Source organism: Shewanella acanthi, assembly GCF_019457475.1.
Classification (GTDB): Bacteria; Pseudomonadota; Gammaproteobacteria; order Enterobacterales; family Shewanellaceae; genus Shewanella; species Shewanella acanthi.
The window spans coordinates 1,349,224-1,374,803 of record NZ_CP080413.1 but is presented as its reverse complement, the minus strand read 5'-3'; the positions used below and the strand labels follow the sequence as shown (position 1 = coordinate 1,374,803).

Here is a 25,580-nt window from a genome sequence, read left to right as displayed (position 1 = left end):
TTACATTAGCAATGTCGACTATATTAAATTTATCTAATAAATAGTGATTGCCTATTGGAACCAACTCCATTAGAATTTTCTCATGAATTGTATTTGGGATGACTGAGTATGACCCTATTATCTCGCAGCCTGTTTGCCCTGTGTGCGCTAACAGCGACAACCGCACTGAGTGCGCCACTTGAAACCATTGAAGCAATTAACAAACCCTACCCTAATTGGGTGACCTTAGACGCAAGTATCGAAGCCGTAAAAGCCGCCACAGTATCGGCGCAAACCTCGGGACGTATTGTAAAACTTAATTACGATGTTAATGATGTTGTGCCCGAAGGTGCCGCCCTGCTGGAAATCACCAGTAAAGAACAGGGCGCCGAGCTTGCGAGCTATGAAGCCGATCTTGCCAAGGCAACCGCGCTAAATGTGGAAGCTCAAGCACAATTCAAGCGCTACAAAGAGCTCTTCCCCCAAGGCGCTATCTCTAAGGGTGCCATGGATGAAGCTACCGCCAATGCAAAAGCGGCCGAACAAGCCGTTAGTGCCGCTAAGGCGCGCGTCATCAAGGCGACTGAATCATTAAAATACACTGTGGTATCAGCGCCCTTTAGCGGCGTTGTTACCGCACGAATGGTGGAATTAGGTGAAACGGTGAGTGTAGGACAACCACTGCTTTCGGGCTTTTCACCCAGCCAAATGCGCGCCATAACCCAGGTGCCACAACGTTATATTGAGCAGTTAAAAAATGCCCCTGAATTTATCGTACGTTTAAGCGATGGCCGTGAATTAACCTCAAAAGATTTAACGATTTTTAGCTTTGCAGATCCTGTGAGTCACAGTTATCAAGTTCGCATTAATCTACCCAAGGATTCTCCTAATTTGCAGCCTGGTACTTGGGCGAAGGCGGCATTCCAAAATGGCGCACGGGAAAAAATTCAACTCCCCGTCTCGGCATTGATCACCATGAACGAATTAAGCAGTGTTTACCTCAAGAAAGGCGAGCAATTTGTGCTGACGCAGGTACGAGTTTCCGAACCGCTAGACGGCGAAGTAGAAGTGCTTGCGGGTCTTAAGTCTGGCGATGTAGTGGCTAAAGATGCCTACCAAGTATTGCTTAGCCAAAAGCAGTAAGTCGCGAGCGAGAGAACCTAGCGTTCTTTAAGCACGCCAAGCAATAGCAGTTACGAGGTTATTGAATGAAACACGCTACAGATAAACATAGCAACTTAGGCCTATCGGGGCGCATTGCCGCGGCTTTCCAACACAGTGCTATCACCCCGTTACTCGCCCTTCTCGGGTTGTTGATGGGACTATTTGCCATTATGGTAACCCCAAAGGAAGAAGAGCCGCAGATTGATGTGACCTTTGCCGATGTCTTTATTCCTTTTCCAGGGGCAACACCGACCGAGGTAGAAAACCTCGTGACCCTACCCGCGGAGCAGGTGATCTCCGAAATTAAGAGCATAGATACGCTTTACTCCTTTTCGCAGCCCGATGGGGCGATGATTATTGTCATCTTTAAGGTAGGCGTAACTCGCAATGACGCGATTGTAAGCCTCTACAACCAGATTTATTCCAACATGGATAAACTGCCACGGGGCGCGGGGGTTGGTGAGCCTTTGATCAAACCCCGCGGTATCGATGATGTGCCCATCGTGAGCTTAACTCTGTGGTCGAAGGACAGAGAGGTTTCCGCCGAGCAACTGACCCACGTTGCCCTTGGTTTAGAAACCGAGATTAAGCGTATTTCGGGTACCCGTGAGATCTACAGCGTTGGCAAACACGATATGGTTGCCAATGTGCGAATCGATCCCGCCAAGATGAACAGTTTTCATCTTACCTACGACAAACTCAGACAAAGCTTAAATGACAACAACAATATCTCGATGCCTGCATCTTTGGTGCAGGGTAATCAGGAAATTAAGGTTCAGTCTGGACAATTTTTACAATCCATTGATGATGTCAAAAATCTGGTTGTCAGCGTAAGCCAAGATGCCAAGGGTAAGCCAACACCAGTGTATCTTGCCGATGTGGCGGACATCAGCTTAAAGAGCGATATTCCAAGCCAAAGCGTTTGGCACGCCGATAAAACCGATATTTATCCAGCGGTAACGATTGCCATTGGTAAACAACCTGGGCAAAACGCCGTCGATATCGCCGATGCGGTGATGACACGCGTCGCACAGGTTAACAATGTCCTTATCCCAGACAATGTCGAAGTAACCATTTCACGTAACTACGGTGAAACCGCAGGCGATAAAGCTAACACCCTTATTCTTAAGCTGATTTTTGCGACCACTGCCGTCGTAGTGCTGGTGTTTTTAACCATGGGTGCTCGAGAGTCTCTGGTGGTGGGTATTGCCATTATCATTACGCTGGCCATTACCCTATTTGCCTCCTGGGCATGGGGATTTACCCTTAACCGTATCTCCCTGTTTGCCTTAATCTTCTCCATCGGTATCTTAGTTGATGATGCCATTGTGGTGGTCGAGAATATCCATCGGCATATGGCGCTTGGCAATAAATCCTTCAGCGAGCTTATCCCGATTGCCGTGGATGAAGTCGGCGGCCCCACCATTCTAGCGACGGCAACGGTGATGGCAGCGCTGCTACCCATGGCATTCGTGTCGGGGTTAATGGGGCCTTATATGAGTCCAATCCCAATCAACGCCAGTATGGGGATGATGATTTCCCTCATTGTAGCCTTTATGGTGACGCCATGGCTCAGTCGTAAGTTCCTTAAACATCACGATTCCAGTACTAATGCGAGCGCCGATGCAACCCAAGCTCATAGCAGTGATGCAACAGAAACCAAAATGGTGAAACTCTTCACCCGTCTTATCAGCCCATTTCTTATTGGCAAAGGCGCACGTAAGGCACGTATTGGCTTAGCGGCGGGTGTATTTGTACTTATCGGTATCGCCGTTGCCCTGCCTATTGGGCAACTGGTAGTGCTCAAAATGCTGCCCTTTGATAATAAGTCAGAGTTTCAGGTGATGGTTGACCTACCTGAAGGCACGCCTGTGGAGCAAACCCAGCGCGTACTTCAAGATTTAAGTCGCTACCTTACGACTGTGCCTGAAGTTGAGCACGTGCAAATGTACGCCGGTACCAATGCACCAATGAATTTTAATGGCTTAGTTCGCCATTACTTCCTACGTAGTAGTCAGGAACTGGGTGATATTCAAGTCAATCTCGTCGATAAGAAGCACCGTAAACGCAACAGTCACAGCATCGCCCTGTCGGTGCGTGAGGATTTGCAGCACATTGGCGCCCAATATCAGGCCAATATTAAGGTGGTCGAAGTGCCGCCCGGCCCACCAGTTTGGTCACCCATCTTAGCTGAGGTCTATGGCCCAAGCCCGGCGATTCGCGAGCAGGCTGCCTACGAATTACAAGCCCTTTTCCGTGAAACAAAAGATGTGGTCGATGTCGATATTTACCTCCCCGCTGCACAACAAAAATGGCAGGTGATGATTGACCGTACCAAAGCCAGCCTAATGGCCGTGCCCTATAGCAATATTGTCGATTTGATTGCCACTTCGATTGGCGGCAAAGACGTGAGTTACTTACACCTTGCCCAGCAAAAACAGCCTGTGCCTATTCGTCTGCAACTTAAAGAAGGCGCAAAGGTTGATTTAGAGCAAGTGCTGAATATGAAGCTGCAAAGCCAAACGGGTCAGTCGGTGCCGGTCTCTGAGTTAGTTACCATCAAACGTGGCCATATCGACGCCCCTATTATCCATAAGAATATGATCCCTATGGTGATGGTAGTGGCCGATATGGCGGGGCCGCTCGACAGCCCACTTTACGGCATGTTCGAGATGGCAAGCGAAATCAACAGTCCAAATGGCTTAGGGTTTGATCAACATTATATCCACCAGCCAAATGGCTTGGACTCAGTTGCCGTGCTGTGGGATGGTGAGTGGAAAATAACCTACGAAACTTTTAGGGACATGGGGATTGCTTACGCTGTGGGTATGATTGCGATTTATCTGCTGGTTGTAGCGCAGTTTAGATCCTATTTAGTGCCGCTTATCATCATGGCACCTATCCCACTAACGGTCATTGGCGTGATGCCGGGTCATGCGCTGCTAGGCGCACAATTTACCGCGACATCGATGATCGGCATGATTGCGCTTGCAGGGATTATTGTCCGTAACTCGATACTTCTAGTGGATTTTATCAATCAGGAAACCGCCTCCGGCGTGCCCTTTGAGCGCGCAGTTATCCACTCGGGTGCGGTGCGGGCGAAACCCATTATGCTCACCGCATTGGCGGCCATGATTGGGGCAATGTTCATTCTCGATGATCCCATCTTTAATGGGCTAGCTATCAGCTTGATTTTCGGGATATTTATCTCGACCCTGCTGACGCTCGTTGTTATTCCAGTGCTGTACTATGCAGCCATGAAAAACCGCATACACTTAAATCAGACACCTAATTAATCATTAACTTATTAGCCACATGGCAGCCTTTGCTGCCCCAAGGAGTAACCTATGTCAGTAGAACGCAGTATTATGGCTTTTGCCGGATTTATGGTGTTGTTATCCTTAGTGTTAACCGCCTTTGTGCACCACAATTTTGTGTGGTTAACCGTGTTTGTTGGTGCGAATTTATTCCAAAGTGCCTTCACAGGTTTCTGCCCTGCGGCAATGGTGCTGCGTAAACTGGGCGTAAAATCCGAGGCAGAAATTGCTAAACAGCATAGCTAAGCGACTTTTGTTCCAGGCAAACGGTAAGTGAAGGAGAACGGCAATGTTCCAAGGGATGTTATATAAAAGCCGTGCTATGTTAAGCGCGGCCTTAATAGGATTCGTTTCAATGTTAATGGCAACAACCAGCACCGCAGCAGAACAAGTACAGCCCCAAGACCCTGCCATTGCATGGCAGATGATAGACAAGGGCGCCATGGTACTCGATGTCAGAACACCTGAGGAGTTCGCCGAGGGACATTTAGCCAATGCCGTAAATATCCCCTACGAAATCGTTGCCGATGAGTTTGCCAAACGTGGCATAGATAAGGACACGCCTGTGGTGGTGTATTGCCGCAGCGGTCGTCGCAGCGGCATTGCGATTGAAGCCTTAAGCGCTGCAGGTTACAACCAGACCTATAACGGCGGAGGCTATGAGCAGCTAAATGAAGCTCGGCTTAAAAAGCAGTAATGCGGATGCGGTAATAAAAAAGCGCCTTAGGGCGCTTTTTTATTACCATTTAGGGATAATCGGTTGTTACTGAATATCCTTTAGGATTTCTGGCTCAATCATCACACTGTTTTCAGCATTCGATAACCAGATTTGCCCTTCACTAATCGATACCTGCAGCGACATTGTACGGCTAACTAGCTTTTCCATCTCACCAACTGACTCTTCTGCGATATTCCACACCTTAAGGTTTTGATATCGCTCAAATGCCTGCTGATTTTGTTTCCACCAAATGGGTACACTGCGGCCACCGTAGGCAAAAAGCTGCACCTCCTTGGCACGGCCACTGGCCTTACGCAGCCATTTCTCATCGGCTTGGCCAAACTCAATCCAAAGGTTAATTTCACCCGAGAGGGTTTTATCCCAAAGCTCTGGCTCGTCATCGACGCAAAGCCCCTTAGTAAAGGTTAAACTCTCGCTGGCATTCATCACAAATGCCAGTAAACGCACCATCATGCGGCCATCGGTTTCTGAAGGATGTTGCGCCAGTGTCAGCTGATGGTCCTGATAATAATGACGGTCCATATCGGCAATTTGAAGATTGACCTTAAATACAGTCGCTTTGAGGGCCATAAAAATCCTAGATACACGCTTTGGGAAATAAATTGCCCGCGAGTCTACCTAAGACTCGCCGTAAGCTCAAATATTGAGGGAAAAAATCGCTAAGGTGTACTAAGTCGCAACACGCATTAGAAGCTAGCCATATAAGGCTGACTAAATTGCGCCGGGGCGCAAATGTTTCGCCATCGGAAAATGGGCAATTAACTGATTAATTTTCTGAGTATTGCCCACAATTAGCATCCGGGTGCCCTGCTCATATTCAGCACTTATCTCACTTAAAGCCGGTATTTCGCCTCGGTTTGCATCACGTCGAACCAGCTCAGAGAGTGTCTCATTCAATCGGTTCTCGCTGTAGATCCATTCCAAGCGCTGCAACATTGGCATCGCGGCAAGGGGCAATAATTCGGCATTCACCGACTCATCGAGTAGGAGGATTTCACCGCGGCTAAGTAGATTAGTAAAGGCATTGTGGTAATGCTCAATTGTACGGGCATCGAACCTATCACCGTTAGAATCGAAAAAACGTTCCCAAAATAGCCTTCGGGTGGCCGTTTTGCTGAGCCTTTGTTGCACCTCAAGACGTTTTTCGGCCACAAAATCAAATAACGGTTTTAGGGAGTGCGGCAAAGTGGTCTCAAGACGTGCTCGAATATCACGGGCAAAGACTGGCGCAGCACCTGCAGTACTAATCGCGACCACCAGCTTGCCCCTATCGACAATCGATGGAGTGATAAAACGGCAAAAGGCGGGGTTATCAACCACATTGACCCAAATTCCCCGCTCAGTGGCTAAGGTTGCTAGCTCACTGTTTAACGCATCGTTCGCCGTCGCAAGATAAATCAAATCGTAATTTTGGATATCTGCGCGCACTACAGCGCGCATCGATAACAAAATACGTCCCGACTCAGCAAGTTCAAGCACTTCGGGATTCACCTCGGGGGCGATCACATGGATATTTGCCTCAGTGCGCGTCAGTAGTGCCAACTTACGACTTGCCACATCGCCTGCCCCCACCATTAGGACATTAAGACTGACCGTATCAATAAAGAGGGGAAAATATTGCATTTTATACCTATAAAATAGGGCAGGTTATTCTTGCACAAGTGGAAGTTGTCGTTGCACCCACGCCTTATAACCGCCAATCATAGAGGCAACATGGGTATACCCCATTTGCTGCAGACTATGGGCAGCCAGCACCGAACGCACCCCACCAGCGCAGTAGAGTAATAATGGCGTTGCCTTATCAGGGAAACGCGCTTCAATATCCCGCTCGATAATACCGCGGCTTAAGTGCTTAGCTTGGGGTAAATGATCCTGTAACCACTCTTTGTCCTCTCGAACATCGATAAGCACCCAAGCATCATCGCTCTGATAGGCTTCGATACTAATTTCAGTCACGAGGGGACGAATGGATTCCACTAAGGTAAGGAAAGCATTAGGTTGCTGCATCAGATACTCCTTAGATAAGAGTTTGAATGATCGAGTGAAACTCATTACCTAGGGAGTGTAATCCGCGAAGGTTCGCGAAGCAATTATTGTCTTGATGCGATATGTGTTAGCCCAAGTTATGGCGACTGATGTACATTTTGAACTAAAGCTAGTAGTAGAAAGCACTTATGCTAAGTGCCTTCATCGGGGATTGAATTAACCTGAGCAGCGCCTATGTTAATTTAAAAGAGAGTTAAATCCAAAGATGCTTAGTTGTACTAGCTTAGTTATGGCTTTCACTACGCTCGGCGCTGCATTGCCAACAAAGCTCGAAGCTGCCTTCATTCATCTCGTGGCATTGTACGCATTGCCACTCAGGGCTAATCACATCCAGTGCACTTAACTGCTGCTGGGCTTGGGTAAACTGGGACTCTTTAACCCAAAGCTCCACGTTGTGCAGATTGGCGGGAAGTTCACCAATGCCCCCTAACAATGCTTCACCACGAAGCTCAACGTGGATGCCACAGGCCTCTAATAATCCTTTCCACGTATGGGCCTGAAGGAGGTTACCACCTGCGACTAAGTTTTTACGTTCTTCCATGTCACATCCTACAACAATACTGACAAGATTATGGGTTGAGCACATGCTACTGCGATTGTACTGCGACTGTCGAGTGCTGTTTTTTACGCCAGATGTTAATAAATTTAACATCTATTTTTACAGCATTAGTCACTATAAATATGTGAGTTTGCTAGCAGAATATTTAAAGTGCATTTTAACTGCCATAAAAAAAGCCACCTCAATGGGTGGCTTTTGTCATCTAAAATGGCCTATGGCATCATCGATGGTTGGTCAGCGCCTTCTTTTTCGACTTCAACAGGCATCATATGCTCACGGCAAATGCCTAACTTGATGGCCAAGTAACTCGCAACATAGATAGAAGAATACGTACCCACAAAAATACCGAGCAGCAATGCGGTCGCAAAGCCGTGGATCATAGTGCCGCCTTTAAGGAAGAGTGCAACTACGACCACTAGAGTCGTACCTGTTGTGATAATGGTACGGCTCATAGTTTGGGTGATGGACACGTTAACCACTTCCTCTGGCTCACTCTTACGCATTTTGAGGAAGTTTTCACGGATACGGTCAAACACAACGATGGTATCGTTAAGCGAATAACCCACAACCGTTAATACACCCGCAAGAACTGTTAGGTCGAATTCCAGTTGGAATACCGAAAATACCCCTAAGGTCACGATCACGTCGTGGGCAAGAGCCGCTACCGATCCTAAAGCCAATCGCCATTCGAAACGGAAAGACACGTAAATTAGAATACAGATAAGTGCAACCAGCACCGCTAAACCACCCTGCTCCGCCAGCTCTTGACCCACTTGAGGACCGACGAACTCAACCCGTTTCTGCTGAACTGCAGCATCCACTTGCTTAGAGGCTGACATTACGGATGCCACTTGTACATCACTTTTAATGCCTTCTTTAACCTGTAAACGCACGAGTACATCACGGCTTGAGCCAAAGTTTTGTACTACAGCCCCATCCAACTCAGGCGCGGTATAAAGGCTACGTAATTGGTTAAGATCTACTGGTTGAGAAAACTCCATCTCAACCACAGTTCCGCCAGTAAAATCTAGGCCCCAGTTAATGCCCTTAGTCGCCAAAGAAACCAGCGATCCGAGCACTAAAATGGCTGACATAATACTGATTGGCAGTGCGTGACGGAGGAAGTTAACCGTACGTTTTAAAGATAAAATTTCTAACATTATCGCTTCCCCTTAGATAGACAGCGTCTTCACGCGCTTACCGCCCCAAATCGCGTTCACGATTGAGCGAGTACCCACGATAGCGGTGAACATTGACGTTGCAATACCGATCATCAAGGTCACGGCGAAACCTTTAACCGCACCCGTACCCACGGCAAACAGGATCAGCGCAGTTAAGAATGTAGTGATGTTAGCGTCGGCGATAGTGGAGAATGCGTTACCGTAACCTTCGTGAATGGCCTGCTGTACACTGCGACCTGCACGTAATTCTTCACGGATACGCTCATAAATTAGTACGTTACCGTCAACCGCCATACCGACAGTTAACACCATACCGGCAATACCTGGCAGGGTTAATACGGCGCCTGGGATCATCGACATCACCCCAACCACCATCACTAGGTTTGCTGTTAACGCGAGGTTGGCAATAAGACCAAAACCACGGTAGTAAACCAGCATAAAGATCAACACAACCGCCATACCCCAGATCATGGCTTGCATACCGTTTTCGATGTTTTCGGCACCAAGGCTTGGACCAATAGTACGTTCTTCAACAATCGATACTGGCGCTATCAGGGCTCCGGCACGTAGCAGTAGCGCAAGGTTTTGTGCTTCACCATGGCTTAAGCCAGTGATCACAAAGTTACGGCCTAAACGCGCTTGAATGGTCGCAACAGAAATCACTTCTTGGATTTTCTGCATTTTTACGCTGCCATCGGCGTTACGCTCACCGCTGTCTTTATATTCGATAAATAAGGTCGCCATCGGTTTACCGATGTTGTCCTTAGTCACGTTAGAGAAAATGTTACCACCTTTCGCATCGAGGTTGATGCTCACCTGTGGACGGCTATATTGGTCAAAGCTTGGTTGTGCGCCGGTGATATGGTCACCCGTTAGCATCACTTCCTTCTTCAACACGACCTGGCCACCTTCGCGGCGTTGGTAAACTTCAGAACCCGCTGATACACGACCTGATTGCGCCGCGTTAGGGTCTGCTTTGTCGTCCACCATGTGGAATTCAATCGATGCAGTCGCACCTAAGATTTCCTTCGCGCGAGCGGTATCTTGTACACCTGGCAGCTCAACAATAATACGCTCAGCACCTTGGCGTTGAACTACTGGTTCAGCTACTCCTAACTCGTTAACACGGTTACGGATAGTGGTAATGTTTTGTTGCAGCGCTTCTTCTTTGATTTGCTTTAAGTAGGTTTCGCTCATCACCGCCTGCAACGTATAGTCTTCACCCGCGGTTACGTCGGTGAATACCATGTCATTACTACGGGATTTAAGGAAACGCTCAGCACTGCTTAAGCTTTCTGCGTCACGGAATTTAATCTCGATACCTTTGGCATTATTGCGAATACCAGCATAACGGATTTTTTCTTCACGTAATTGCGAGCGGAAGTCAGCCACTTTGGCCTCTTCCATCTTACGGATGGCTTCACCCATATCCACTTCCATCAGGAAGTGCACACCACCGCGAAGGTCCAGACCCAGCTTCATTGGGCTACCGCCCATGGATTCGAGCCATTCAGGGGTCGCTGGTGCGAGGTTTAACGCCACGGTGAACTTATCACCGAGGGATTCAGCAATTACTTCTTTGGCCAGTAATTGTTGATCCGCGTTTTGCACGCGAACCAACAATTGACCGTTTTCAAGCTCAGAGCGCTTTACCGCAATGCCCTTCCCGGCTAACAGTTCGTCCACTTTGGCTTGAGTAGATGCCGTGACTTCAGCACCTCGAGTCGCCACTACTTGCACCGCATGATCTTCACCGAATAGGTTAGGTACGGCATAGAAACAACCTATAGAGATGACTAGCATCACCATAAGGTTTTTCCACATTGGGTATTTATTTAACACGCCTGAGCCCTCTTGGCTTACAGCGACTGGATAGAGCCCTTAGGCAATACAGCTGCTATGTAATCTTTTTTAATTGTTATTTGAGTAGTGTCGTTTAAGCTCAGTAACACATAATCATTTTCATCACTGATTTTGGCGATTTTGCCTAAGATACCGCCGCTGGTTAGCACTTCATCACCCTTAGATAGGGAAGACATCAGACTCTTGTGCTCTTTAACACGTTTAGATTGCGGACGGAAAATCATGAAATAGAAAATCAGGCCGAAAATCACCAGCATGAAAATCAGTTCCATAGTGCCACCCTGTTGTGCAGAAGTTGCAGCATCAGCAGCATAAGCATTTGAAATGAACATATTTTTCTCTTCTTATTGGCAAGTAAATCAATCTTTTAACTCTGGTACTTCACGACCTTGACTGGTATAGAAGTCCTTCACGAAGGCGTCTAATGTACCCGTCTCAATCGCACCACGCAAACCTTCCATTAACATTTGATAGTATCTCAAGTTGTGAATGGTGTTTAATCGTGCACCCAGAATCTCGTTACAACGATCTAAATGGTAAAGGTATGCCCGTGAATAATTTTTACAGGTATAACAATCACACTTAGCATCGAGTGGTGAAGTGTCATCACGATGACGCGCGTTGCGTATCTTAATCACACCTTCACTGGTAAACAGATGACCGTTACGGGCGTTACGGGTTGGCATCACACAGTCAAACATGTCAACGCCACGACGTACGCCTTCAACTAAATCCTCTGGCTTACCGACCCCCATCAGATAGCGAGGTTTGTCCGCAGGAATTTGTGGACAGACATGCTCAAGAATGCGGTGCATGTCTTCCTTAGGCTCACCTACAGCCAAACCACCGACGGCATAACCGTCGAAACCGATTTCGACTAAGCCCTTTAAGCTTTCGTCGCGTAAATCTTCATACACACTGCCCTGGATAATACCGAACAGTGAATTTGGGTTTTCCAGTCGGTCGAATTCATCACGTGAGCGTTTTGCCCAACGTAGTGACATCTGCATCGATTTACGAGCTTCGTCTTCGGTTGCTGGATACGGGGTACATTCGTCGAAAATCATCACCACGTCACTGCCGAGTGCGTGTTGAATTTGCATTGATTTTTCAGGATCTAAGAAGATTTTTTCGCCGTTGATTGGCGAGCGGAAATGCACACCTTCTTCGGTGATCTTACGAATGTCACCCAAACTGAATACTTGGAAACCACCCGAGTCGGTCAAAATGGGACGCTGCCAGTTCATAAAATCGTGCAGGTCACCATGCTTACGCATGATTTCTTCACCGGGACGCAGCCACAGGTGGAAGGTGTTTCCGAGCAAAATATCTGCGCCAGTCGCACGCACTTCCTCTGGAGTCATACCCTTCACTGTGCCGTAGGTACCTACCGGCATAAACGCTGGCGTTTCGACGGTGCCACGCTCAAAAATCAAACGGCCACGGCGGGCACGGCCATCGGTAGTATCAAGTTCAAATTTCATATTTCACCTCGCCAGATAAACAGTCTGACTTTATTAGAAATGGCAGATGCCATTTGGATTAACAATAGAGATAGGGACTGATCTAAAAGGTTCAACCTCTTAGATGAAAAAAATTACCGCACCAACTTAAAATTGATTCAAGTTGGGCGGTTATTTTAAAACAAATTCTTGGGCTAGAGCGCTTTTTTCGTCACAAACATCGCATCGCCATAGCTGAAAAAGCGATATTTTTTCTCGATTGCGTGATGATAGGCAGCCATTACGTTGTCAAAGCCTGCAAAGGCACTGACCAACATAATGAGCGTCGATTCCGGCAGATGGAAATTAGTCACCATGGCATCGACCACTTGGAATTGATAGCCAGGGTAAATAAAGATATCGGTGTCGCCACTAAAGGCTTTTAACTCGCCTTCGATTGCACGCGCAGCGCTTTCTAATGAACGTACTGAGGTAGTGCCCACGGCAACGACGCGGTTACCCGCGGCTTTGGTTTGCGCAATTAAATCGACAACATCCTGCGGTACATTGGCCCACTCGGAATGCATCTTGTGCTCAAGCACATTATCGACACGCACAGGTTGAAAAGTCCCCGCACCCACGTGTAGGGTCACAAACGCGATATTAACGCCCTTGGCTTTTAATGCCTCAAGCATGGCATCGTCGAAGTGCAAACCCGCTGTAGGCGCTGCTACCGCACCTGGGTTTTGGTTATACACGGTTTGATAGCGCTCTTTATCGGCATCCTCATCGGGTCTGTCGATATAAGGTGGCAGTGGCATATGCCCTACCGCTTCGAGCACTTCTAAAATAGTGAGCTCGGATAATAGCTCTAACTCAAACAGCGCATCATGTCGCGCCGCCATTTTCATCTCATAGCCACCATCAAGATGGATAATCGCATCCACCTTAGGCGATTTTGAGCTGCGAACGTGGGCAAGGATGCGTTTATCATCGAGCATACGCTCAACGAGGATTTCCAACTTGCCGCCACTGGCCTTTTGACCAAATAAACGTGCAGGGATCACGCGGGTATTGTTAAAAACCATCAGATCGCCAGGATTTATCATCCCCAGCAGATCGGTGAACTGTTTGTCACCTAAGGCCCCAGAGTTCCCCTCCAAAGTTAACAGACGAGACGCATTGCGCTGTGCCATGGGATAGCGAGCAATGAGTTCGTCAGGAAGGTCAAAGGAAAAGTCTGTTACACGCATGGATTTGCCTCTAGATAGCTTAGAACGGCGGCTAGTCTATGGTCACAGGGCCTTAAGATCAAGATTACTTGTTACTAAGCCGTTCTTGAACAGATTCCAATTCCACCGAATCCTTTGCGATTAGGCTTGAACGATTTGCGGGCGGGACATATTTATTCCCGTGCGTGCGATGCTGCTCGAAGGGAATATCGATAAGTACTTTTTTACGTTTAGGGCGCTCGTTAATGCCGAGCAAGTTGGTGAACCAATTCCACATCATCCCTGATCCTTAGAAGATAATAGAGTTGTCTTCTTTATCGCATTAGCACCGCATTCAACTTCCTCATGAATGCCTTTTAGTTAACTAATCTTGATAAAGCACGGTATTTTTGACTGTGAAGCTTTCCTCAGCGCGTCCGACCATGATAACGTGAATAAACGCGATTAACCAAGCACAATCAATGAACTTTCTAACACATTTACATTTGGCTGAAATCAGTAAAACCCATATAGCGGCGAATCTTGCGGGCAACTATATCAGTGCACCAATTGAGCAGGCCCCAGTGACACTGCGCCAAGGTTTATGGTTAAACCAAGAAATTAATCAGCTTTGCCTGACCCACGAACTCACCTTAGAACTGCTTGAGCAATTTCCCGCCGAGGTTTCAAATATAGCAGCTGATTTGATGTTTATAAGCTTCGACCACTATTTAGCTTATTATTGGGAAGAATATCATCAACAATCCCTTAGGGATTTTTGCGATACGGCTTACACCGAGCTTAAGCAATTTGCTCAACAAAGTGACGATTACCATCCAGAAGTGCTGAATCAACTAATAGGTAAAATGTGCCGCGAAGATTGGTTAACTGGCTACGCCACGCAAGATGGCATCAAGCAAGCAATAGCTCAGCGCGCTAAACATCATCCTCATACAGCGCAATTTAAAAACGCTTATAAGGTTTTAAATAACATGCAGATTGAAACTGAAACGGCGTTTCGCACTTTTTATCCTCAGCTAATGGCCTACACCCGAATTTGGAGCCGTAAAACTCCTGCCGAGTTTCAGCCTCAATAGCCGAAAGTAAAATGGAACAAAACTCAACTCGCTAATTTGCCCAAATAACAATCACTGTGCATTCTTTAAGACAAAAGCTGAGCCAACTTAACCAACTTGTTGCTAGCCCCAAATTCTGGCTCAAGCAGCTGCGCGATTTATCACTCCTGTTACTTCTGCTCTTTGGTGTTGGCACCTATTTGCAAAGGGATATGGCGACAGGCTCAGCCCCCGCCCTTCAAGGCAGCACTATTAATGGTGGCATGCTTGATATCAAAGAAGTCAAACAACCCACTCTTGTCTACTTTTGGGGCAGTTGGTGCCCTGTATGTAGGGTTACCTCGCCTATGGTGGAAACCGTCAATCAAAGTTATCCCGTCATTTCAGTTGCCATCGCCTCAGGCACAGATCCCGAAATAAACCAGTATATGAGCGATGCACAATATCATTTCCCGGTGATTAACGACACCACAGGTGAAATAAGTGAGCGCTGGGGCGCTTTGGCACTACCTGCGATTTATATTGTTGATGCGAATGGTGAAATTCGCTTTGTTACCTCAGGCGCCACGACAACCCTAGGGATGAAGCTTAGATTAGCCTTAGCAGGACTTTAACGCTGTTTAGGCCAGTGAACCTCAACCCGACGCGAGTATTAGGGAAATTGCTGCCTCAAATCCGATTGTTTGCTAAACTGCGCGGGCAACGATGAGGATAAAATGCAGATATTTGAATACCAGCCCCCTTCAGTCCCTTGGCTCGACATCCGTTATATGGATAGAGATTTAATCATTATCAATAAACCCTCAGGGTTATTGTCTAATCCAGGTCGAGCTGCTTACACCTTCGATTGTGCGTTAACGCGGTTACAAACCCTGTATCCAGAAACGATTTTGGTCCACCGACTCGATTGCGCGACCTCGGGGATCATGGTATTCGCCCGCAATAAAAAGGCTGAATCCAATCTAAAGACCCAGTTTCAAGACAGGCACAGCCAAAAAGTCTATGTCGCTGAAGTCATGGGGCACATCAGCCAAGATGAAGGCACGATAGAATTTGCCATCGCCCCAGATGAGTTGCATCCGCCTTATCAAAAGACCTTAAGCAAAGGCGATAAAGCGGGTAAAGCCGCCACAACCCATTACAGAGTATTAGCACGCCGTGTTGACAGCACCTTAGTTGAACTCACGCCAGAAACTGGTCGCACCCACCAACTTAGGGTGCATCTGCTAGCCCTAGGTCACCCAATTCTTGGGGATGAGTTTTACGGCAATACCGATGTCGTTAGCGCCAAGCCAAGGCTGTGTTTACACGCCGAGCGTTTAGGCTTTAGCCACCCCTATTCGGGAAAGGCGATGAGTTTTTACAGTAAACATCCCTTCGATGAATAAAAGCAAAAGGTCGCCATTTGGCGACCTTTTAGTATCTATTGCGGTTAGCGAATGAGTAACTCGAAAATTACTTAGGCCACACTCAGGCTAACTTGATGATCCGCTATTCGTTTATCGGTTTGGAAGAAGCAACCTTCATCATTACAAAATTGCAGTTCTAATGCAGGGGTGACCATCAAAAACTCACCGAACATATTGCCGCCAACGTCTTCAACTTTTTTCCCCTCGGGGGTATCCGTCAGTAGCACTTCATCTCTGCTGTGGCAGCCATCGCTGAACCAAGTTTCCAAATAATATTTGTCCGCTTCCCTATAGAGGGTGATTTTATCACCTAGTAAAGGGCGCTCATCTAACCAGCGACCAATGATCTCACGATGTTTCATCTCGGTCTCCCGCCAGTGAAGGCGACGCCGATTTTCAATTCCAGCCATGCTGACATCCCGATGCAATTTCCACGCTCTAATAGTATCAACTATCTGAGGCAGACCATGATGCACTGACCCCATTTTACCTACGACTCCACTCATAAACATGCGTAACAAAGCTGACCTTAAAAACCAAATTTAAAAGCACTAAATGTAGCTGCAATGTTAAAATACTTTGTATAACTAATTAAAAACAAAGAAATAAACAACCTTGCTGATTTAATCGGCAGTTTAGCTCAAATCAAAAATGAAAACGCGATCTTTATCACTTTTATTGTGAAATTCTATGCCCGTCTAAATAGAAATATTGAGATAAAAAAGTTGAACCTGTCTGTCTGCATGACCGCAGGATTAAAAAAACGAAAAAACCTAAATCGATAAATCAGCTTATTGTATTGATGATCGACTAATAGTACCCGATAGCCTTGATCTTTAGCGAAAAATCTCCGCCCTGCTGGGCACCAATCACTAAACCTACACTACATAGCCGAGTTAAATCGAGCGGTTCTCGTTTGATTGGCTTCCCGCGGCAGTGGGGAGCAAAATCACTGAAGGGGATCTCAATCCGTTGCCAATTGATAACACTTGCCCCACTAATACCAAATGCCTGTAATTTAGGGTCGGGCATGATTGCCTGATATACCGTACTTTGCGGCGTATCAGCATCCTTAAGATTGACTTTGTATTGCTTGCATCTGTCTCTCTCTAGTTCAAGATAAATGCCAGTAAAACCACTTAAATCCAATTGGCCAAAGTCACTTTTTACCGAAGCGAAGCCGCCGCCATTGGCGAGAGAGACATGGCCACTGAAGATCCCATAACCTAAGGGCGAAATGGTCAGCTTACTACGGGACAAGCCCCCCATGACAGTATCATTGACAGAGTACCAAGATTGCGCGGTATCTAACTCTTTAAAATCAAAAAGGATCATAACTACTCCTATAAAAAAGCAGCCACCTTAGTGACTGCTCTTATGATACTTTTTATTACACTAACGACAGCACACTATCCAAGTTTAGCTTTGTTTTCAGCAGCTTCACAAGCTGCGGCAGTGAAAATCACGTCGGTAGAGCTATTTAATGCCGTTTCGGCAGCATCTTGGATAACGCCGATAATAAAGCCAACGGCCACCACTTGCATGGCAACATCGTTAGAAATACCAAACAAACTACACGCTAGGGGGATCAGCAACAGTGAGCCACCCGCTACGCCCGATGCGCCGCAGGCAGATACCGCAGCAACAATGCTCAGAAGTAGTGCGGTTAAGATATCCACTTGAATACCTAAAGTATGTGCCGCAGCTAAGGTCAATACGGTGATCGTAATGGCCGCCCCCCCCATGTTGATGGTGGCTCCCAGCGGAATAGATACTGAGTAAGTATCTTCGTGCAGATTTAACTTTTCACACAGTGCCATGTTCACTGGAATGTTGGCAGCACTCGAGCGGGTAAAGAAGGCCGTTACCCCACTCTCACGCAGACAGCGCAATACCAGCGGATATGGATTACGGCGTATTTTCACATAGACAATAATCGGGTTAACGATAAGCGCAATAATTGCCATCGCTCCGAGTAATACCGCCAGTAATTGAGCATATCCTGCAATCGCCGCAAAACCTGTCTCTGCGAAGGTTGCAGCAACTAAACCGAAAATACCAATGGGGGCTAAACGGATGATAAAGCGCACCATTTGTGAAACACCATGACTTACATCTGCAAAGACTTGTTTGGTCGAGTCGCTTGCGTGGTGTAGAGCTAAGCCTAAACCAACACCCCAAGCCAAAATACCTATATAGTTACCCGTCATCAGAGCATTAACTGGGTTATCCACTAGTTTAAACAGTAAGGTGTTGATGACCTCGCCAATCCCTTGAGGTGGACTGGAGCCTTCCACACCGGCCACTAATATGAGCTCAGTTGGGAACAAGGTACTTAACACCACAGCCGTCAGCGCCGCCGCGAAGGTACCGAACAGGTATAACACGACGATGGGACGCATATTGGTTTGTGCATTTTTCTTCTGATTCGCGATGGAAGATGCAACGAGAATGAATACCAACACAGGCGCAATGGCCTTCAACGCGCCAACAAATAAGCTCCCTAAGAATGCGATTTGCTTAGCCCATTCCTGGGAAAAACTCGCGAGTAGGATACCTGCGATAATCCCCACTAGAATTTGCAAGACAAGACTGCCATTTGCCAACTTGGCAGCAAAAGATGTTTTTTGATTCATGACTTAACCTATCGTTATTATATTTAGGCCGAGCAAATCTCACTCGCCCCTTGGATTTAAGGCCACAGAGGTTTTATAGGAACTGGCAGGAATTGTCTAGTTTTAACGGGCATTAAGCAGGGGATTTTATCCCTAACACGCAAAATTGCAGGTTAATCGCACTTATTTGGACCTTATTGCAGCAACATCAGCGCCACGCAACATGGCATCAATCAACTCGTGGGCATCAAATTTGGTCAGCGCCTCATTGGCTCCCACCTGATGAGCTTGGCTCACACTGATTTCGCTCGACAATGAGGTATGCAAAATGATGTAAGTATTTGCCAAAGCAGCATTATCTCTCACCTCAAAAGCCAGTTCATAACCATCTAGTCCGGGCATTTCAATATCGCTGACTAAAATATCGATTGGACGCCCTTCTCGGGCAGCAAGCTCCATCATCGACAGGGCATCTTTACCGTCTGATGTCACTGAGTAAGGGATATTAATGCTATCGAGGGCATCGGAGAGTTGTTTACGGGCTACCTTGGAGTCGTCCACCAGCAAAATACGCATAGGTTTGAGTTTTTCCCGCTGCACATCGGTCAGTATGGCGCGGTTAGCCTCTGGATTTTCGGGGAAAATTTTCGACAGCAATAATTCCACATCGAGCAACTGCACTAGCTGATTATCATGGCGGGTTACGCCCGTTAAGAAAGCGTTTTTGCCCAGATTGGCTGCGGGAGCTTCAATATCACGCCAATTGCACTCAATGATTCGGTCGATGCCACGCACTAAAAAGCCAATCAGCAACCGCTGGCAATCTGTGATAATGATGTAACTGTTTTTGAGCTCATCGTCGCCAATGGGCTTATAGCCAATGGCCGCAGCCATATCAATCACAGGAATGGTATTACCGCGAATGGTGGCAGCCCCCAGAATACTCGGATGGGATTTTGGAATTTTACTCAGCGGCGTATAAGGAACCAACTCCCTGACCTTTAAGGTACCAACGGCAAAAACTTGGGTCGGTGATAACCGAAAGAGCAGTAACCCCTGTGATTGGCTCGCCTTGCTTTTCATATACCTAAATTCCTGTTAAATCATTTTATTATCATAGCGGCTTCACAAGTGAGTTGCGATAGCCACTATGGTTATTTAGGCAGTCAACACTATAACTGTGACTCTATTGGCAATAGTCCGAAGAAATTCGCCATAAATACCCGCCAAAAACTGGCATCGGGCTCGCTATCATAACGCTGTTTTTTTACATCATCCCACCAAACGAGTTCACCTTCTTCAAGTGAAACACGATAGGCGCTACTGGCAATTCTAAACTCAATACTCGTTGCCACTTGATGGCTCAATTCAGGCTGAGCAATCAAAATCCCCATTTCCGTATTCACACTGGCTGAGCGAGGGTCAAAATTAAACGATCCGACAAACAAGCGCATATTATCGAAAATAAACGACTTAGCATGCAGGCTACTTTTTGAGCTACCATGCCAACTATGGGCAGACTGCCCCGGCTGCGCCTTCATCTCATAAATTTCAACGCCTGCGGCCAACAATGCCTTACGGTACGGTTTATAGCCCGCATGCACGGCAATCACGTCAGTCGCAGCCAAACTATTGGTCAACACGCGAACTCTTTTTCCAGACTTGGCCAATTTGATCAGTAGATCTGTCCCCGCCTGTGTTGGCACAAAATAAGGTGAAATAATAAACAGCTGGCTCTCTACCCCTGTAAGCTGTGGTATTAAGCGGCTAATTAACCATTGTGATTGATCCTCTTGATTTAATTTGTCCGGTGGATCAGCAAACACCTGTGCTTCCCCCCAAAACCAATTCATACGGCTCTCATCTATGGCTGTTAGTAAGGCGGTCTGAACTAATCGCTTCATATACTCGCTGGATTTTGCCTGCTCACGCTGCTCACTTATCCTAACTCTAAGTGCATCTAACCTTGCTTTTGTAGGCTCAAGTTTACTTAAGACTTCAATCGGATGGGTCGTTTCTGCATTCCAATAACGGTCGAACTCATTGGACACCTCAGAAACGGCATGCCCCATTGCCAGGAGATCAAAATCCCCAAACTCGAGGTCACGATTCGCGGCAAAATATTCGTCACCAATATTTCGCCCACCGACAATACTCATCAGATTGTCCACGGTAAAGGACTTGTTATGCATGCGATGATTAAGGCGACTAAAGCCAAATAACATGGCAATACCGCGATTTTCACGCTCTAAACTCGGGTTAAACAGGCGAATACTGATATTGGGATGACTGACTAAGGCAATTAAGCGATCGTCTAAATCGGCACTGGCGGTATCATCAAGTAATACCCGAACCCTAACGCCCCTGTCCGCCGCATCGAGTAAAAACCAAGACAATAGCCGCCCAGTCTCATCGTTATGATAAATATAATATTGCAAATCAATGCTGCTTACTGCTGACTCGATCAACAGTAAACGGGCGACAAACGCATCCACCCCATCTCCTAAGGGATACACAGCCGTCTGATTTGCGTGAGCATCGAGTTGAGGCCGCATTATCCGGTAAAGAGGTGAATTAGTGGCAAGTGGTAATGCGGTTTCAATAGGTTTTGGCGGTAATTCTGGCATAGCGCTACAGCCATTTAAGAGAACGAGAAGCAATCCAAACTGTGGCAGATGAAGGGGGGAGACTGAGCGGCTAAGGCGTGACTTAAAACCATTGAGCCAGGGGCCTATCGCAAAAAAGAGGCTCGCAACGCGTGAATATCTTCTAAATATTTTCTGCAATTAGCGACCCTCTTCTTGATTTAATTCAAAGGATTATTCCTGCAAAGCATAGAGTACATCAAAGGCGAATTGATCCCAACCTTCCGCTGTAAATGCAATATCGCGGATGCTACGAACTTGACTAACAGCATGCACAGGCGCAGCCCCATTGACCATCAGATAATAGGCCATGATAAGACCAGTTCTGTCTTTACCTGAGCGGCAATGCACTAACACAGGTAAATCATCGAGTTCGCACTGCTGAATAAACGCCAGAGCCTTAGGCAGCTGGGCGACACAAATCGCCAAATCCTCTTCCTGTGGTGGCACATTACGTGAAAAAGGAATGCACTCGTAACGGAGTCCCAAATCCTTAAAGCTGGCAGGTTCACACCCTTCCCCCCCATTAACCGAGAGCACCGCGCCAATGCCTGAGGCCTTAAGTTCGGCGAGATCCCAAGGGTCTTTGTTAGGCCCACTTCTTCCAGCAATTTTACCTTCAACTAACCAAAATAAATGCTGCATACTGCCCCCACAAACAGTTGCTGTGACGTTGAAACTTAAGTTTTAACGCCTACAAAATTTAAGACTTTTTACCCCAAAACTCTACATTGGCTGCGGGTAACTGTTTGCGTTTTTTCTTGCCTGTACCTTCAGGTTTTGCCAGAGGTTTCGCCTGAGAGAGTAACTCGATAGGCATCTCGGCATCGGCCTCAAAACCTAGCACTTGTTCACGAACTAATTTGATTTTGTTTTTCTTCTCGATAATACCGAAGTGATGGTATTCATCGTGTGAGATCAAGGTTACCGCTAAACCAGCCTCTCCAGCACGGCCGCTGCGACCGATACGGTGCATATAATCGGCGGGACTGCGTGGAAGATCGAAGTTAATTACCACCGGCAGTTTGTCGATATCGATACCGCGTGCCGCGATATCCGTTGCAATTAACACACTGATCTCACCATTTTTAAAGCCATCTAGCACACGCGTGCGCGCGCCTTGGGCTTTATCGCCATGAAACACTTCGGCGCTAATGCCGCGTTTAGATAGCTTTTGCGCTAAGTGATTACAAGTATTTTTAGCGCTGACAAAAATCAGCGCCTGCGACCACTGATTTTCCTTAATCAAATGGGCGAGCAAGGCGGTTTTTTGCGGACGATTAACGGTGATGACCCGTTGTTCAATGGTGCTTTCGCGCTCGCTCTGCAATTGATATTCGAGCGGATCTTTTAGTAGCTTAGCCGTTAACTCGCGCACTTCCTCTGGGAAGGTGGCCGAGAATAATAATGTTTGTTTCTTCACAGGCAGCGCGGCTAGCACCTGATTTAATTCATCAGTAAATCCTAGGCTTAACATGCGGTCGGCTTCATCAAGCACGAGCGCGCTTACCTTAGTTAACTTGATGGCATTACTCGATAACAAATCCAATAAACGACCCGGCGTTGCGACTAACACATCGGCGCCATTTCGCAGGTTTTGCATTTGCACATTAACGGATACACCACCGAAGGCCGCGACGATCTTCAGCTGACCATTTAAATGTGAGGAATAGGATAAGAAACTGTCGGCCACCTGCTGTGCCAACTCACGGGTAGGTACTAACACTAGAGCACGAACATAGGCACCCGATTTATCCACTGTTTTGCTCTCAAGCAGCAGTTGTAAAAGCGGCACCGCAAAGGCAGCAGTTTTCCCAGATCCGGTATTTGCGCCGGCGAGCACATCTTTGCCACTCAGAACTGCAGGCAGTGTTGCCGCTTGTACTGGTGTAGACGTCAGATAGCCAAGCTCAGATAAGCGATTCGATAAAGGGGCAATAATGCCAAGGTCGGCAAAACTCGGTGCGGCGGAGGATGCTGGGGTCATAAAAAAATACAAGGCTCATCAATAACAAATATGAAGCTATTCTAACGTAAAACTCGCGCCAGCGCTTGCCGATTCCAATGCTAAAAGCTGTTGTTTCATCACAAGTCCGTAGGCATAACCCGTTAGGGTGCCGTTTTTACCAATCACTCGGTGACAAGGCACGATAATCGCAATCGGATTCGCGCCATTGGCCGCCCCGACAGCGCGCACCGCCTTCGGTCGGCCAATGCGATTGGCAATCTCGCCATAACTACAACTTTGACCAAAACCCACATTCATCAATGCTTGCCAAACATCACGCTGAAATTCAGTCCCCTTAGGCGCTAGCGCGACATCAAACCTTGATAACTCACCGGAAAAATAACGTACCAACTGCTTTTTGGCCGCGTGAATATGCGCATTTGCCAGCGCGACATCGGTATCACTCGCCGTCACAAGGGGAATTTCGGTGCGTTCATATCCCACCACAGTTAAATGACTCAATCCATAAGCATTTGCATTGAGTTGCAGCATCCCTATAGGCGTCAGTAAGGTGTCCACAGCACAAGGGGAAAAAGCTGCAATATAGGGTACAGTCTTAAATGTGTTCGCAGTTTGATTCATGGTTCATCTCTTTTTTACTCATAGTTAAACACTGCTTTGCCATTCAATGCAGAAACTTGTTAGGCCAGAGCCCATAGCTGGAAGGTTAAATAACTGCCCCAGGGCGCAATAGCATTGGCGATAGAGTGACAAAGCTCAGGGTAATTAACCTCTTTTAGCGATTCTTTATCGATCTGATTTAAGGCGCCAAAATTGGCTAACAACTGTTTTTTAACGATTAAATCAGTATGTAGAAAGATATTCGGCTCCCCCTGCCCGCGCAGTTTGGCGTAGGCAATGGTCCACGGCCCAATACCTTTCACACCTATCCAATCATCAACACTGGCGTTGGGATTATCGCAAATAAAGGCCGCGAGCGCGTTTAATGCAAGCTTGCGGCTGCCAGGCATTTTAAGCTCAACTAAACTGGCGCGGCGTATTGCATCAGGCGTTGGGAATAATCGATATTCATTTCCATCTAACTCAAAGTGCTCGCCATAGGCATCGACTAATACATTAAGTAATTTAGTCGCCTGCACCACACTCACCTGCTGGCCAAGCACAGCGCGGCAAGCTGCCTCAAACAGAGAACCTGCGCCAGGGATCCTAAGCCCCGATTTAGGGGATAAGCTTATTTGGGATAACGATTGGATTCTTTCTTCAATCTGCGATAAATCCGCATCTAAATCTAAAATTCGCCGCACTTCAGCGAGTAACGGCTGCAATTTATCAAGTTCGGCTGCATTCTTGAGTCTGATATTGATGTTAAAGCGATGGAAATCTGGCTCATGCCTTATATCAATCACTGCCCGTAAATCCCCTATGGTAAGTGTTCGCCCATATTGATCATCATCCTTAAACCATTCCATGCCAGTCACGCTGCGCAATTGATAGAAAGCGATTTGCGATGCCCAATCGAGCGGCGGTCGATAATACTGATACAAACTTAAGCTCAAGGACTGCTGCTGAACAACATCTTCGCTCTGTTCTGTAGTCAACTCTGTGCTCACTTTATTTTTCAGCTCATCTTGCAGCTTGTTCATTGAAGCTCTTCGTAATTGAGTTGGGGTTAATTGCAGCGTTTGCTGAAACGCCTCATTAAAACGACGAATGCTGTTAAAGCCGGCTGCCAGTGCGATTTGCGTTATCGGCAGCTGAGTTTGATGCAATAACTGCTTAGCAAACAACAGCTGCCGATAAAGTGCATATTGCTTGGGTGATGTACCAAAACCATCGGTGAATAACTTATTTAAATAACGACTGCTGATCCCAAGCTTTTCGGCCAGTTCAGTAACAGATAATCCCTGCTCCCCCGCCAAAGCCCCCATATCAATTAACCGAATCGCCCTATCTAACGTGGTACCAGTACCCTTCCACGGGTTAGAGCCGGGCGCACTGTCCGGTCTGCAGCGTAAGCAAGGTCTAAGGCCCGCCTGCGCAGCCTTAATTGCGGAATCAAAATAACGGACATTTTCTTCCTTCGGCGCAACAGCTGGGCAGACTGGGCGACAATAAATGCCGGTGCTGAAGACGCCAACAAAAAATTTACCATCAAAGCGTGGGTCTTTGCTTAATCGCGCCTCACGACAGATTGTCGGGGAGAGTTGACAGTCGTCACTCTTATCTTGAGCAACCGCTTGTACGACTAACCCTGGTGTTGTTTGTGTCAATAATGACACTGAGGCTTTGCCCATTTGATTTCTCACCTGCAACTTGAAGTCTTAGACGTACTCTACGTAATTAACATCAAAGGCACTAGCGGAAA

The 25,580-nt window shown here is 47.0% G+C and carries 26 protein-coding genes; 7 read left to right on the top strand and 19 right to left on the bottom strand.

Going from position 1 to position 25,580, the window contains the following annotated elements:
* Positions 1–108 precede the first annotated feature (108 nt).
* The 4 genes from K0H61_RS06225 (at position 109) to K0H61_RS06210 (ending at position 5,157) form a co-directional block, all read left to right on the top strand.
* Positions 109–1,122, top strand: a complete 1,014-nt coding sequence (locus K0H61_RS06225) for an efflux RND transporter periplasmic adaptor subunit (RefSeq protein WP_220051845.1) — start codon at positions 109–111, stop codon at positions 1,120–1,122.
* Between the two features lie 65 nt (positions 1,123–1,187).
* Positions 1,188–4,439 carry an efflux RND transporter permease subunit gene (locus K0H61_RS06220; RefSeq protein WP_220051844.1) on the top strand — a complete coding sequence of 1,084 codons (3,252 nt, stop codon included), beginning with the start codon at positions 1,188–1,190 and terminating at the stop codon, positions 4,437–4,439.
* A 51-nt stretch (positions 4,440–4,490) separates the two neighbouring features.
* The gene (locus K0H61_RS06215; RefSeq protein ID WP_220051843.1) at positions 4,491–4,706 is read left to right on the top strand and encodes a YgaP family membrane protein; all 216 of its coding nucleotides are present in this window, start codon (positions 4,491–4,493) and stop codon (positions 4,704–4,706) included.
* 109 nt (positions 4,707–4,815) lie between these two features.
* Positions 4,816–5,157, top strand: a complete 342-nt coding sequence (locus K0H61_RS06210; protein ID WP_258406019.1) for a rhodanese-like domain-containing protein — start codon at positions 4,816–4,818, stop codon at positions 5,155–5,157.
* A 66-nt stretch (positions 5,158–5,223) separates the two neighbouring features.
* On the opposite strand, the gene K0H61_RS06205 is transcribed toward K0H61_RS06210, so the two are convergent.
* The 10 genes from K0H61_RS06205 to K0H61_RS06160 all read right to left on the bottom strand — a co-directional run bounded on the left by K0H61_RS06205 (position 5,224) and on the right by K0H61_RS06160 (position 13,802).
* Complete coding sequence (locus K0H61_RS06205) at positions 5,224–5,769, bottom strand: YaeQ family protein (RefSeq protein ID WP_220051841.1); 546 nt, start codon at positions 5,767–5,769, stop codon at positions 5,224–5,226.
* 141 nt (positions 5,770–5,910) lie between these two features.
* On the bottom strand, positions 5,911–6,822 hold the full coding sequence (locus K0H61_RS06200) for a precorrin-2 dehydrogenase/sirohydrochlorin ferrochelatase family protein (protein WP_220051840.1): 912 nt from the start codon (positions 6,820–6,822) through the stop codon (positions 5,911–5,913).
* A 24-nt stretch (positions 6,823–6,846) separates the two neighbouring features.
* Entirely contained in the window at positions 6,847–7,206 is a 360-nt protein-coding gene (locus tag K0H61_RS06195) for a rhodanese-like domain-containing protein (protein WP_220051839.1), read from the bottom strand.
* Positions 7,207–7,468: 262 nt separating this feature from the next.
* Positions 7,469–7,786 (bottom strand): putative signal transducing protein, encoded by a 318-nt coding sequence (locus K0H61_RS06190; protein ID WP_220051838.1) that lies wholly within the window; start codon positions 7,784–7,786, stop codon positions 7,469–7,471.
* A 230-nt stretch (positions 7,787–8,016) separates the two neighbouring features.
* Positions 8,017–8,964, bottom strand: coding sequence for a protein translocase subunit SecF (secF, locus tag K0H61_RS06185; RefSeq protein WP_220051837.1), 948 nt, complete (start codon positions 8,962–8,964; stop codon positions 8,017–8,019).
* A gap of 12 nt (positions 8,965–8,976) precedes the next feature.
* Positions 8,977–10,827 (bottom strand): protein translocase subunit SecD, encoded by a 1,851-nt coding sequence (gene secD / locus K0H61_RS06180; protein WP_220051836.1) that lies wholly within the window; start codon positions 10,825–10,827, stop codon positions 8,977–8,979.
* 17 nt (positions 10,828–10,844) lie between these two features.
* Positions 10,845–11,180: a preprotein translocase subunit YajC gene (gene yajC, locus K0H61_RS06175; RefSeq protein ID WP_220051835.1), complete on the bottom strand. Its 336-nt coding sequence runs from the start codon at positions 11,178–11,180 to the stop codon at positions 10,845–10,847.
* Positions 11,181–11,207: 27 nt separating this feature from the next.
* Positions 11,208–12,332, bottom strand: coding sequence for a tRNA guanosine(34) transglycosylase Tgt (gene tgt / locus K0H61_RS06170; RefSeq protein WP_220051834.1), 1,125 nt, complete (start codon positions 12,330–12,332; stop codon positions 11,208–11,210).
* A 173-nt stretch (positions 12,333–12,505) separates the two neighbouring features.
* The gene (queA, locus tag K0H61_RS06165) at positions 12,506–13,543 is read right to left on the bottom strand and encodes a tRNA preQ1(34) S-adenosylmethionine ribosyltransferase-isomerase QueA (protein WP_220051833.1); all 1,038 of its coding nucleotides are present in this window, start codon (positions 13,541–13,543) and stop codon (positions 12,506–12,508) included.
* A gap of 64 nt (positions 13,544–13,607) precedes the next feature.
* Positions 13,608–13,802, bottom strand: coding sequence for a hypothetical protein (locus tag K0H61_RS06160; RefSeq protein WP_220052810.1), 195 nt, complete (start codon positions 13,800–13,802; stop codon positions 13,608–13,610).
* A 181-nt stretch (positions 13,803–13,983) separates the two neighbouring features.
* Here K0H61_RS06160 and K0H61_RS06155 point away from each other — a divergent pair, with 181 nt between their 5' ends.
* From K0H61_RS06155 to K0H61_RS06145, 3 genes are all read left to right on the top strand, one after another.
* Positions 13,984–14,598 carry an acyl carrier protein phosphodiesterase gene (locus K0H61_RS06155; RefSeq protein WP_220051832.1) on the top strand — a complete coding sequence of 205 codons (615 nt, stop codon included), beginning with the start codon at positions 13,984–13,986 and terminating at the stop codon, positions 14,596–14,598.
* 56 nt (positions 14,599–14,654) lie between these two features.
* Positions 14,655–15,191: a protein disulfide oxidoreductase gene (locus K0H61_RS06150; RefSeq protein ID WP_258406018.1), complete on the top strand. Its 537-nt coding sequence runs from the start codon at positions 14,655–14,657 to the stop codon at positions 15,189–15,191.
* 102 nt (positions 15,192–15,293) lie between these two features.
* Positions 15,294–15,965, top strand: coding sequence for an RluA family pseudouridine synthase (locus K0H61_RS06145; RefSeq protein ID WP_220051831.1), 672 nt, complete (start codon positions 15,294–15,296; stop codon positions 15,963–15,965).
* Between the two features lie 71 nt (positions 15,966–16,036).
* On the opposite strand, the gene K0H61_RS06140 is transcribed toward K0H61_RS06145, so the two are convergent.
* The 9 genes from K0H61_RS06140 to K0H61_RS06100 form a co-directional block, all read right to left on the bottom strand.
* Positions 16,037–16,348 carry a hypothetical protein gene (locus K0H61_RS06140; protein WP_434086603.1) on the bottom strand — a complete coding sequence of 104 codons (312 nt, stop codon included), beginning with the start codon at positions 16,346–16,348 and terminating at the stop codon, positions 16,037–16,039.
* 448 nt (positions 16,349–16,796) lie between these two features.
* Positions 16,797–17,321: a CIA30 family protein gene (locus tag K0H61_RS06135; RefSeq protein WP_220051830.1), complete on the bottom strand. Its 525-nt coding sequence runs from the start codon at positions 17,319–17,321 to the stop codon at positions 16,797–16,799.
* Between the two features lie 74 nt (positions 17,322–17,395).
* A complete protein-coding gene (gene sstT, locus K0H61_RS06130; protein ID WP_220051829.1) occupies positions 17,396–18,622 on the bottom strand; it encodes a serine/threonine transporter SstT in 1,227 nt (408 codons plus the stop codon).
* Between the two features lie 162 nt (positions 18,623–18,784).
* Positions 18,785–19,684: a chemotaxis protein CheV gene (locus K0H61_RS06125; protein WP_220051828.1), complete on the bottom strand. Its 900-nt coding sequence runs from the start codon at positions 19,682–19,684 to the stop codon at positions 18,785–18,787.
* A gap of 89 nt (positions 19,685–19,773) precedes the next feature.
* Positions 19,774–21,228 (bottom strand): phospholipase D family protein, encoded by a 1,455-nt coding sequence (locus tag K0H61_RS06120; RefSeq protein WP_220051827.1) that lies wholly within the window; start codon positions 21,226–21,228, stop codon positions 19,774–19,776.
* Positions 21,229–21,420: 192 nt separating this feature from the next.
* Positions 21,421–21,891 carry a phosphatase domain-containing protein gene (locus K0H61_RS06115; protein ID WP_220051826.1) on the bottom strand — a complete coding sequence of 157 codons (471 nt, stop codon included), beginning with the start codon at positions 21,889–21,891 and terminating at the stop codon, positions 21,421–21,423.
* Positions 21,892–21,949: 58 nt separating this feature from the next.
* Positions 21,950–23,233, bottom strand: a complete 1,284-nt coding sequence (locus K0H61_RS06110) for a DEAD/DEAH box helicase (RefSeq protein ID WP_220051825.1) — start codon at positions 23,231–23,233, stop codon at positions 21,950–21,952.
* A 36-nt stretch (positions 23,234–23,269) separates the two neighbouring features.
* Positions 23,270–23,836 (bottom strand): methylated-DNA--[protein]-cysteine S-methyltransferase, encoded by a 567-nt coding sequence (locus K0H61_RS06105; protein ID WP_286670288.1) that lies wholly within the window; start codon positions 23,834–23,836, stop codon positions 23,270–23,272.
* A gap of 59 nt (positions 23,837–23,895) precedes the next feature.
* The gene (locus K0H61_RS06100; RefSeq protein ID WP_220051824.1) at positions 23,896–25,509 is read right to left on the bottom strand and encodes a DNA-3-methyladenine glycosylase 2 family protein; all 1,614 of its coding nucleotides are present in this window, start codon (positions 25,507–25,509) and stop codon (positions 23,896–23,898) included.
* Between the last annotated feature and the right edge of the window lie 71 nt (positions 25,510–25,580).

Coding starts and splice junctions, on each gene's coding strand:
- K0H61_RS06225 (WP_220051845.1), top strand. CDS start 109: ATGACCCTATTATCTCGCAGCCTGTTTGCCCTGTGTGCGCTAACAGCG.
- K0H61_RS06220 (WP_220051844.1), top strand. CDS start 1,188: ATGAAACACGCTACAGATAAACATAGCAACTTAGGCCTATCGGGGCGC.
- K0H61_RS06215 (WP_220051843.1), top strand. CDS start 4,491: ATGTCAGTAGAACGCAGTATTATGGCTTTTGCCGGATTTATGGTGTTG.
- K0H61_RS06210 (WP_258406019.1), top strand. CDS start 4,816: ATGTTAATGGCAACAACCAGCACCGCAGCAGAACAAGTACAGCCCCAA.
- K0H61_RS06205 (WP_220051841.1), bottom strand. CDS start 5,769: ATGGCCCTCAAAGCGACTGTATTTAAGGTCAATCTTCAAATTGCCGAT.
- K0H61_RS06200 (WP_220051840.1), bottom strand. CDS start 6,822: ATGCAATATTTTCCCCTCTTTATTGATACGGTCAGTCTTAATGTCCTA.
- K0H61_RS06195 (WP_220051839.1), bottom strand. CDS start 7,206: ATGCAGCAACCTAATGCTTTCCTTACCTTAGTGGAATCCATTCGTCCC.
- K0H61_RS06190 (WP_220051838.1), bottom strand. CDS start 7,786: ATGGAAGAACGTAAAAACTTAGTCGCAGGTGGTAACCTCCTTCAGGCC.
- secF (WP_220051837.1), bottom strand. CDS start 8,964: ATGTTAGAAATTTTATCTTTAAAACGTACGGTTAACTTCCTCCGTCAC.
- yajC (WP_220051835.1), bottom strand. CDS start 11,180: ATGTTCATTTCAAATGCTTATGCTGCTGATGCTGCAACTTCTGCACAA.
- tgt (WP_220051834.1), bottom strand. CDS start 12,332: ATGAAATTTGAACTTGATACTACCGATGGCCGTGCCCGCCGTGGCCGT.
- queA (WP_220051833.1), bottom strand. CDS start 13,543: ATGCGTGTAACAGACTTTTCCTTTGACCTTCCTGACGAACTCATTGCT.
- K0H61_RS06160 (WP_220052810.1), bottom strand. CDS start 13,802: ATGATGTGGAATTGGTTCACCAACTTGCTCGGCATTAACGAGCGCCCT.
- K0H61_RS06155 (WP_220051832.1), top strand. CDS start 13,984: ATGAACTTTCTAACACATTTACATTTGGCTGAAATCAGTAAAACCCAT.
- K0H61_RS06145 (WP_220051831.1), top strand. CDS start 15,294: ATGCAGATATTTGAATACCAGCCCCCTTCAGTCCCTTGGCTCGACATC.
- K0H61_RS06140 (WP_434086603.1), bottom strand. CDS start 16,348: ATGAAACATCGTGAGATCATTGGTCGCTGGTTAGATGAGCGCCCTTTA.
- K0H61_RS06135 (WP_220051830.1), bottom strand. CDS start 17,321: ATGATCCTTTTTGATTTTAAAGAGTTAGATACCGCGCAATCTTGGTAC.
- sstT (WP_220051829.1), bottom strand. CDS start 18,622: ATGAATCAAAAAACATCTTTTGCTGCCAAGTTGGCAAATGGCAGTCTT.
- K0H61_RS06125 (WP_220051828.1), bottom strand. CDS start 19,684: ATGAAAAGCAAGGCGAGCCAATCACAGGGGTTACTGCTCTTTCGGTTA.
- K0H61_RS06120 (WP_220051827.1), bottom strand. CDS start 21,228: ATGCCAGAATTACCGCCAAAACCTATTGAAACCGCATTACCACTTGCC.
- K0H61_RS06115 (WP_220051826.1), bottom strand. CDS start 21,891: ATGCAGCATTTATTTTGGTTAGTTGAAGGTAAAATTGCTGGAAGAAGT.
- K0H61_RS06110 (WP_220051825.1), bottom strand. CDS start 23,233: ATGACCCCAGCATCCTCCGCCGCACCGAGTTTTGCCGACCTTGGCATT.
- K0H61_RS06105 (WP_286670288.1), bottom strand. CDS start 23,836: ATGAATCAAACTGCGAACACATTTAAGACTGTACCCTATATTGCAGCT.
- K0H61_RS06100 (WP_220051824.1), bottom strand. CDS start 25,509: ATGGGCAAAGCCTCAGTGTCATTATTGACACAAACAACACCAGGGTTA.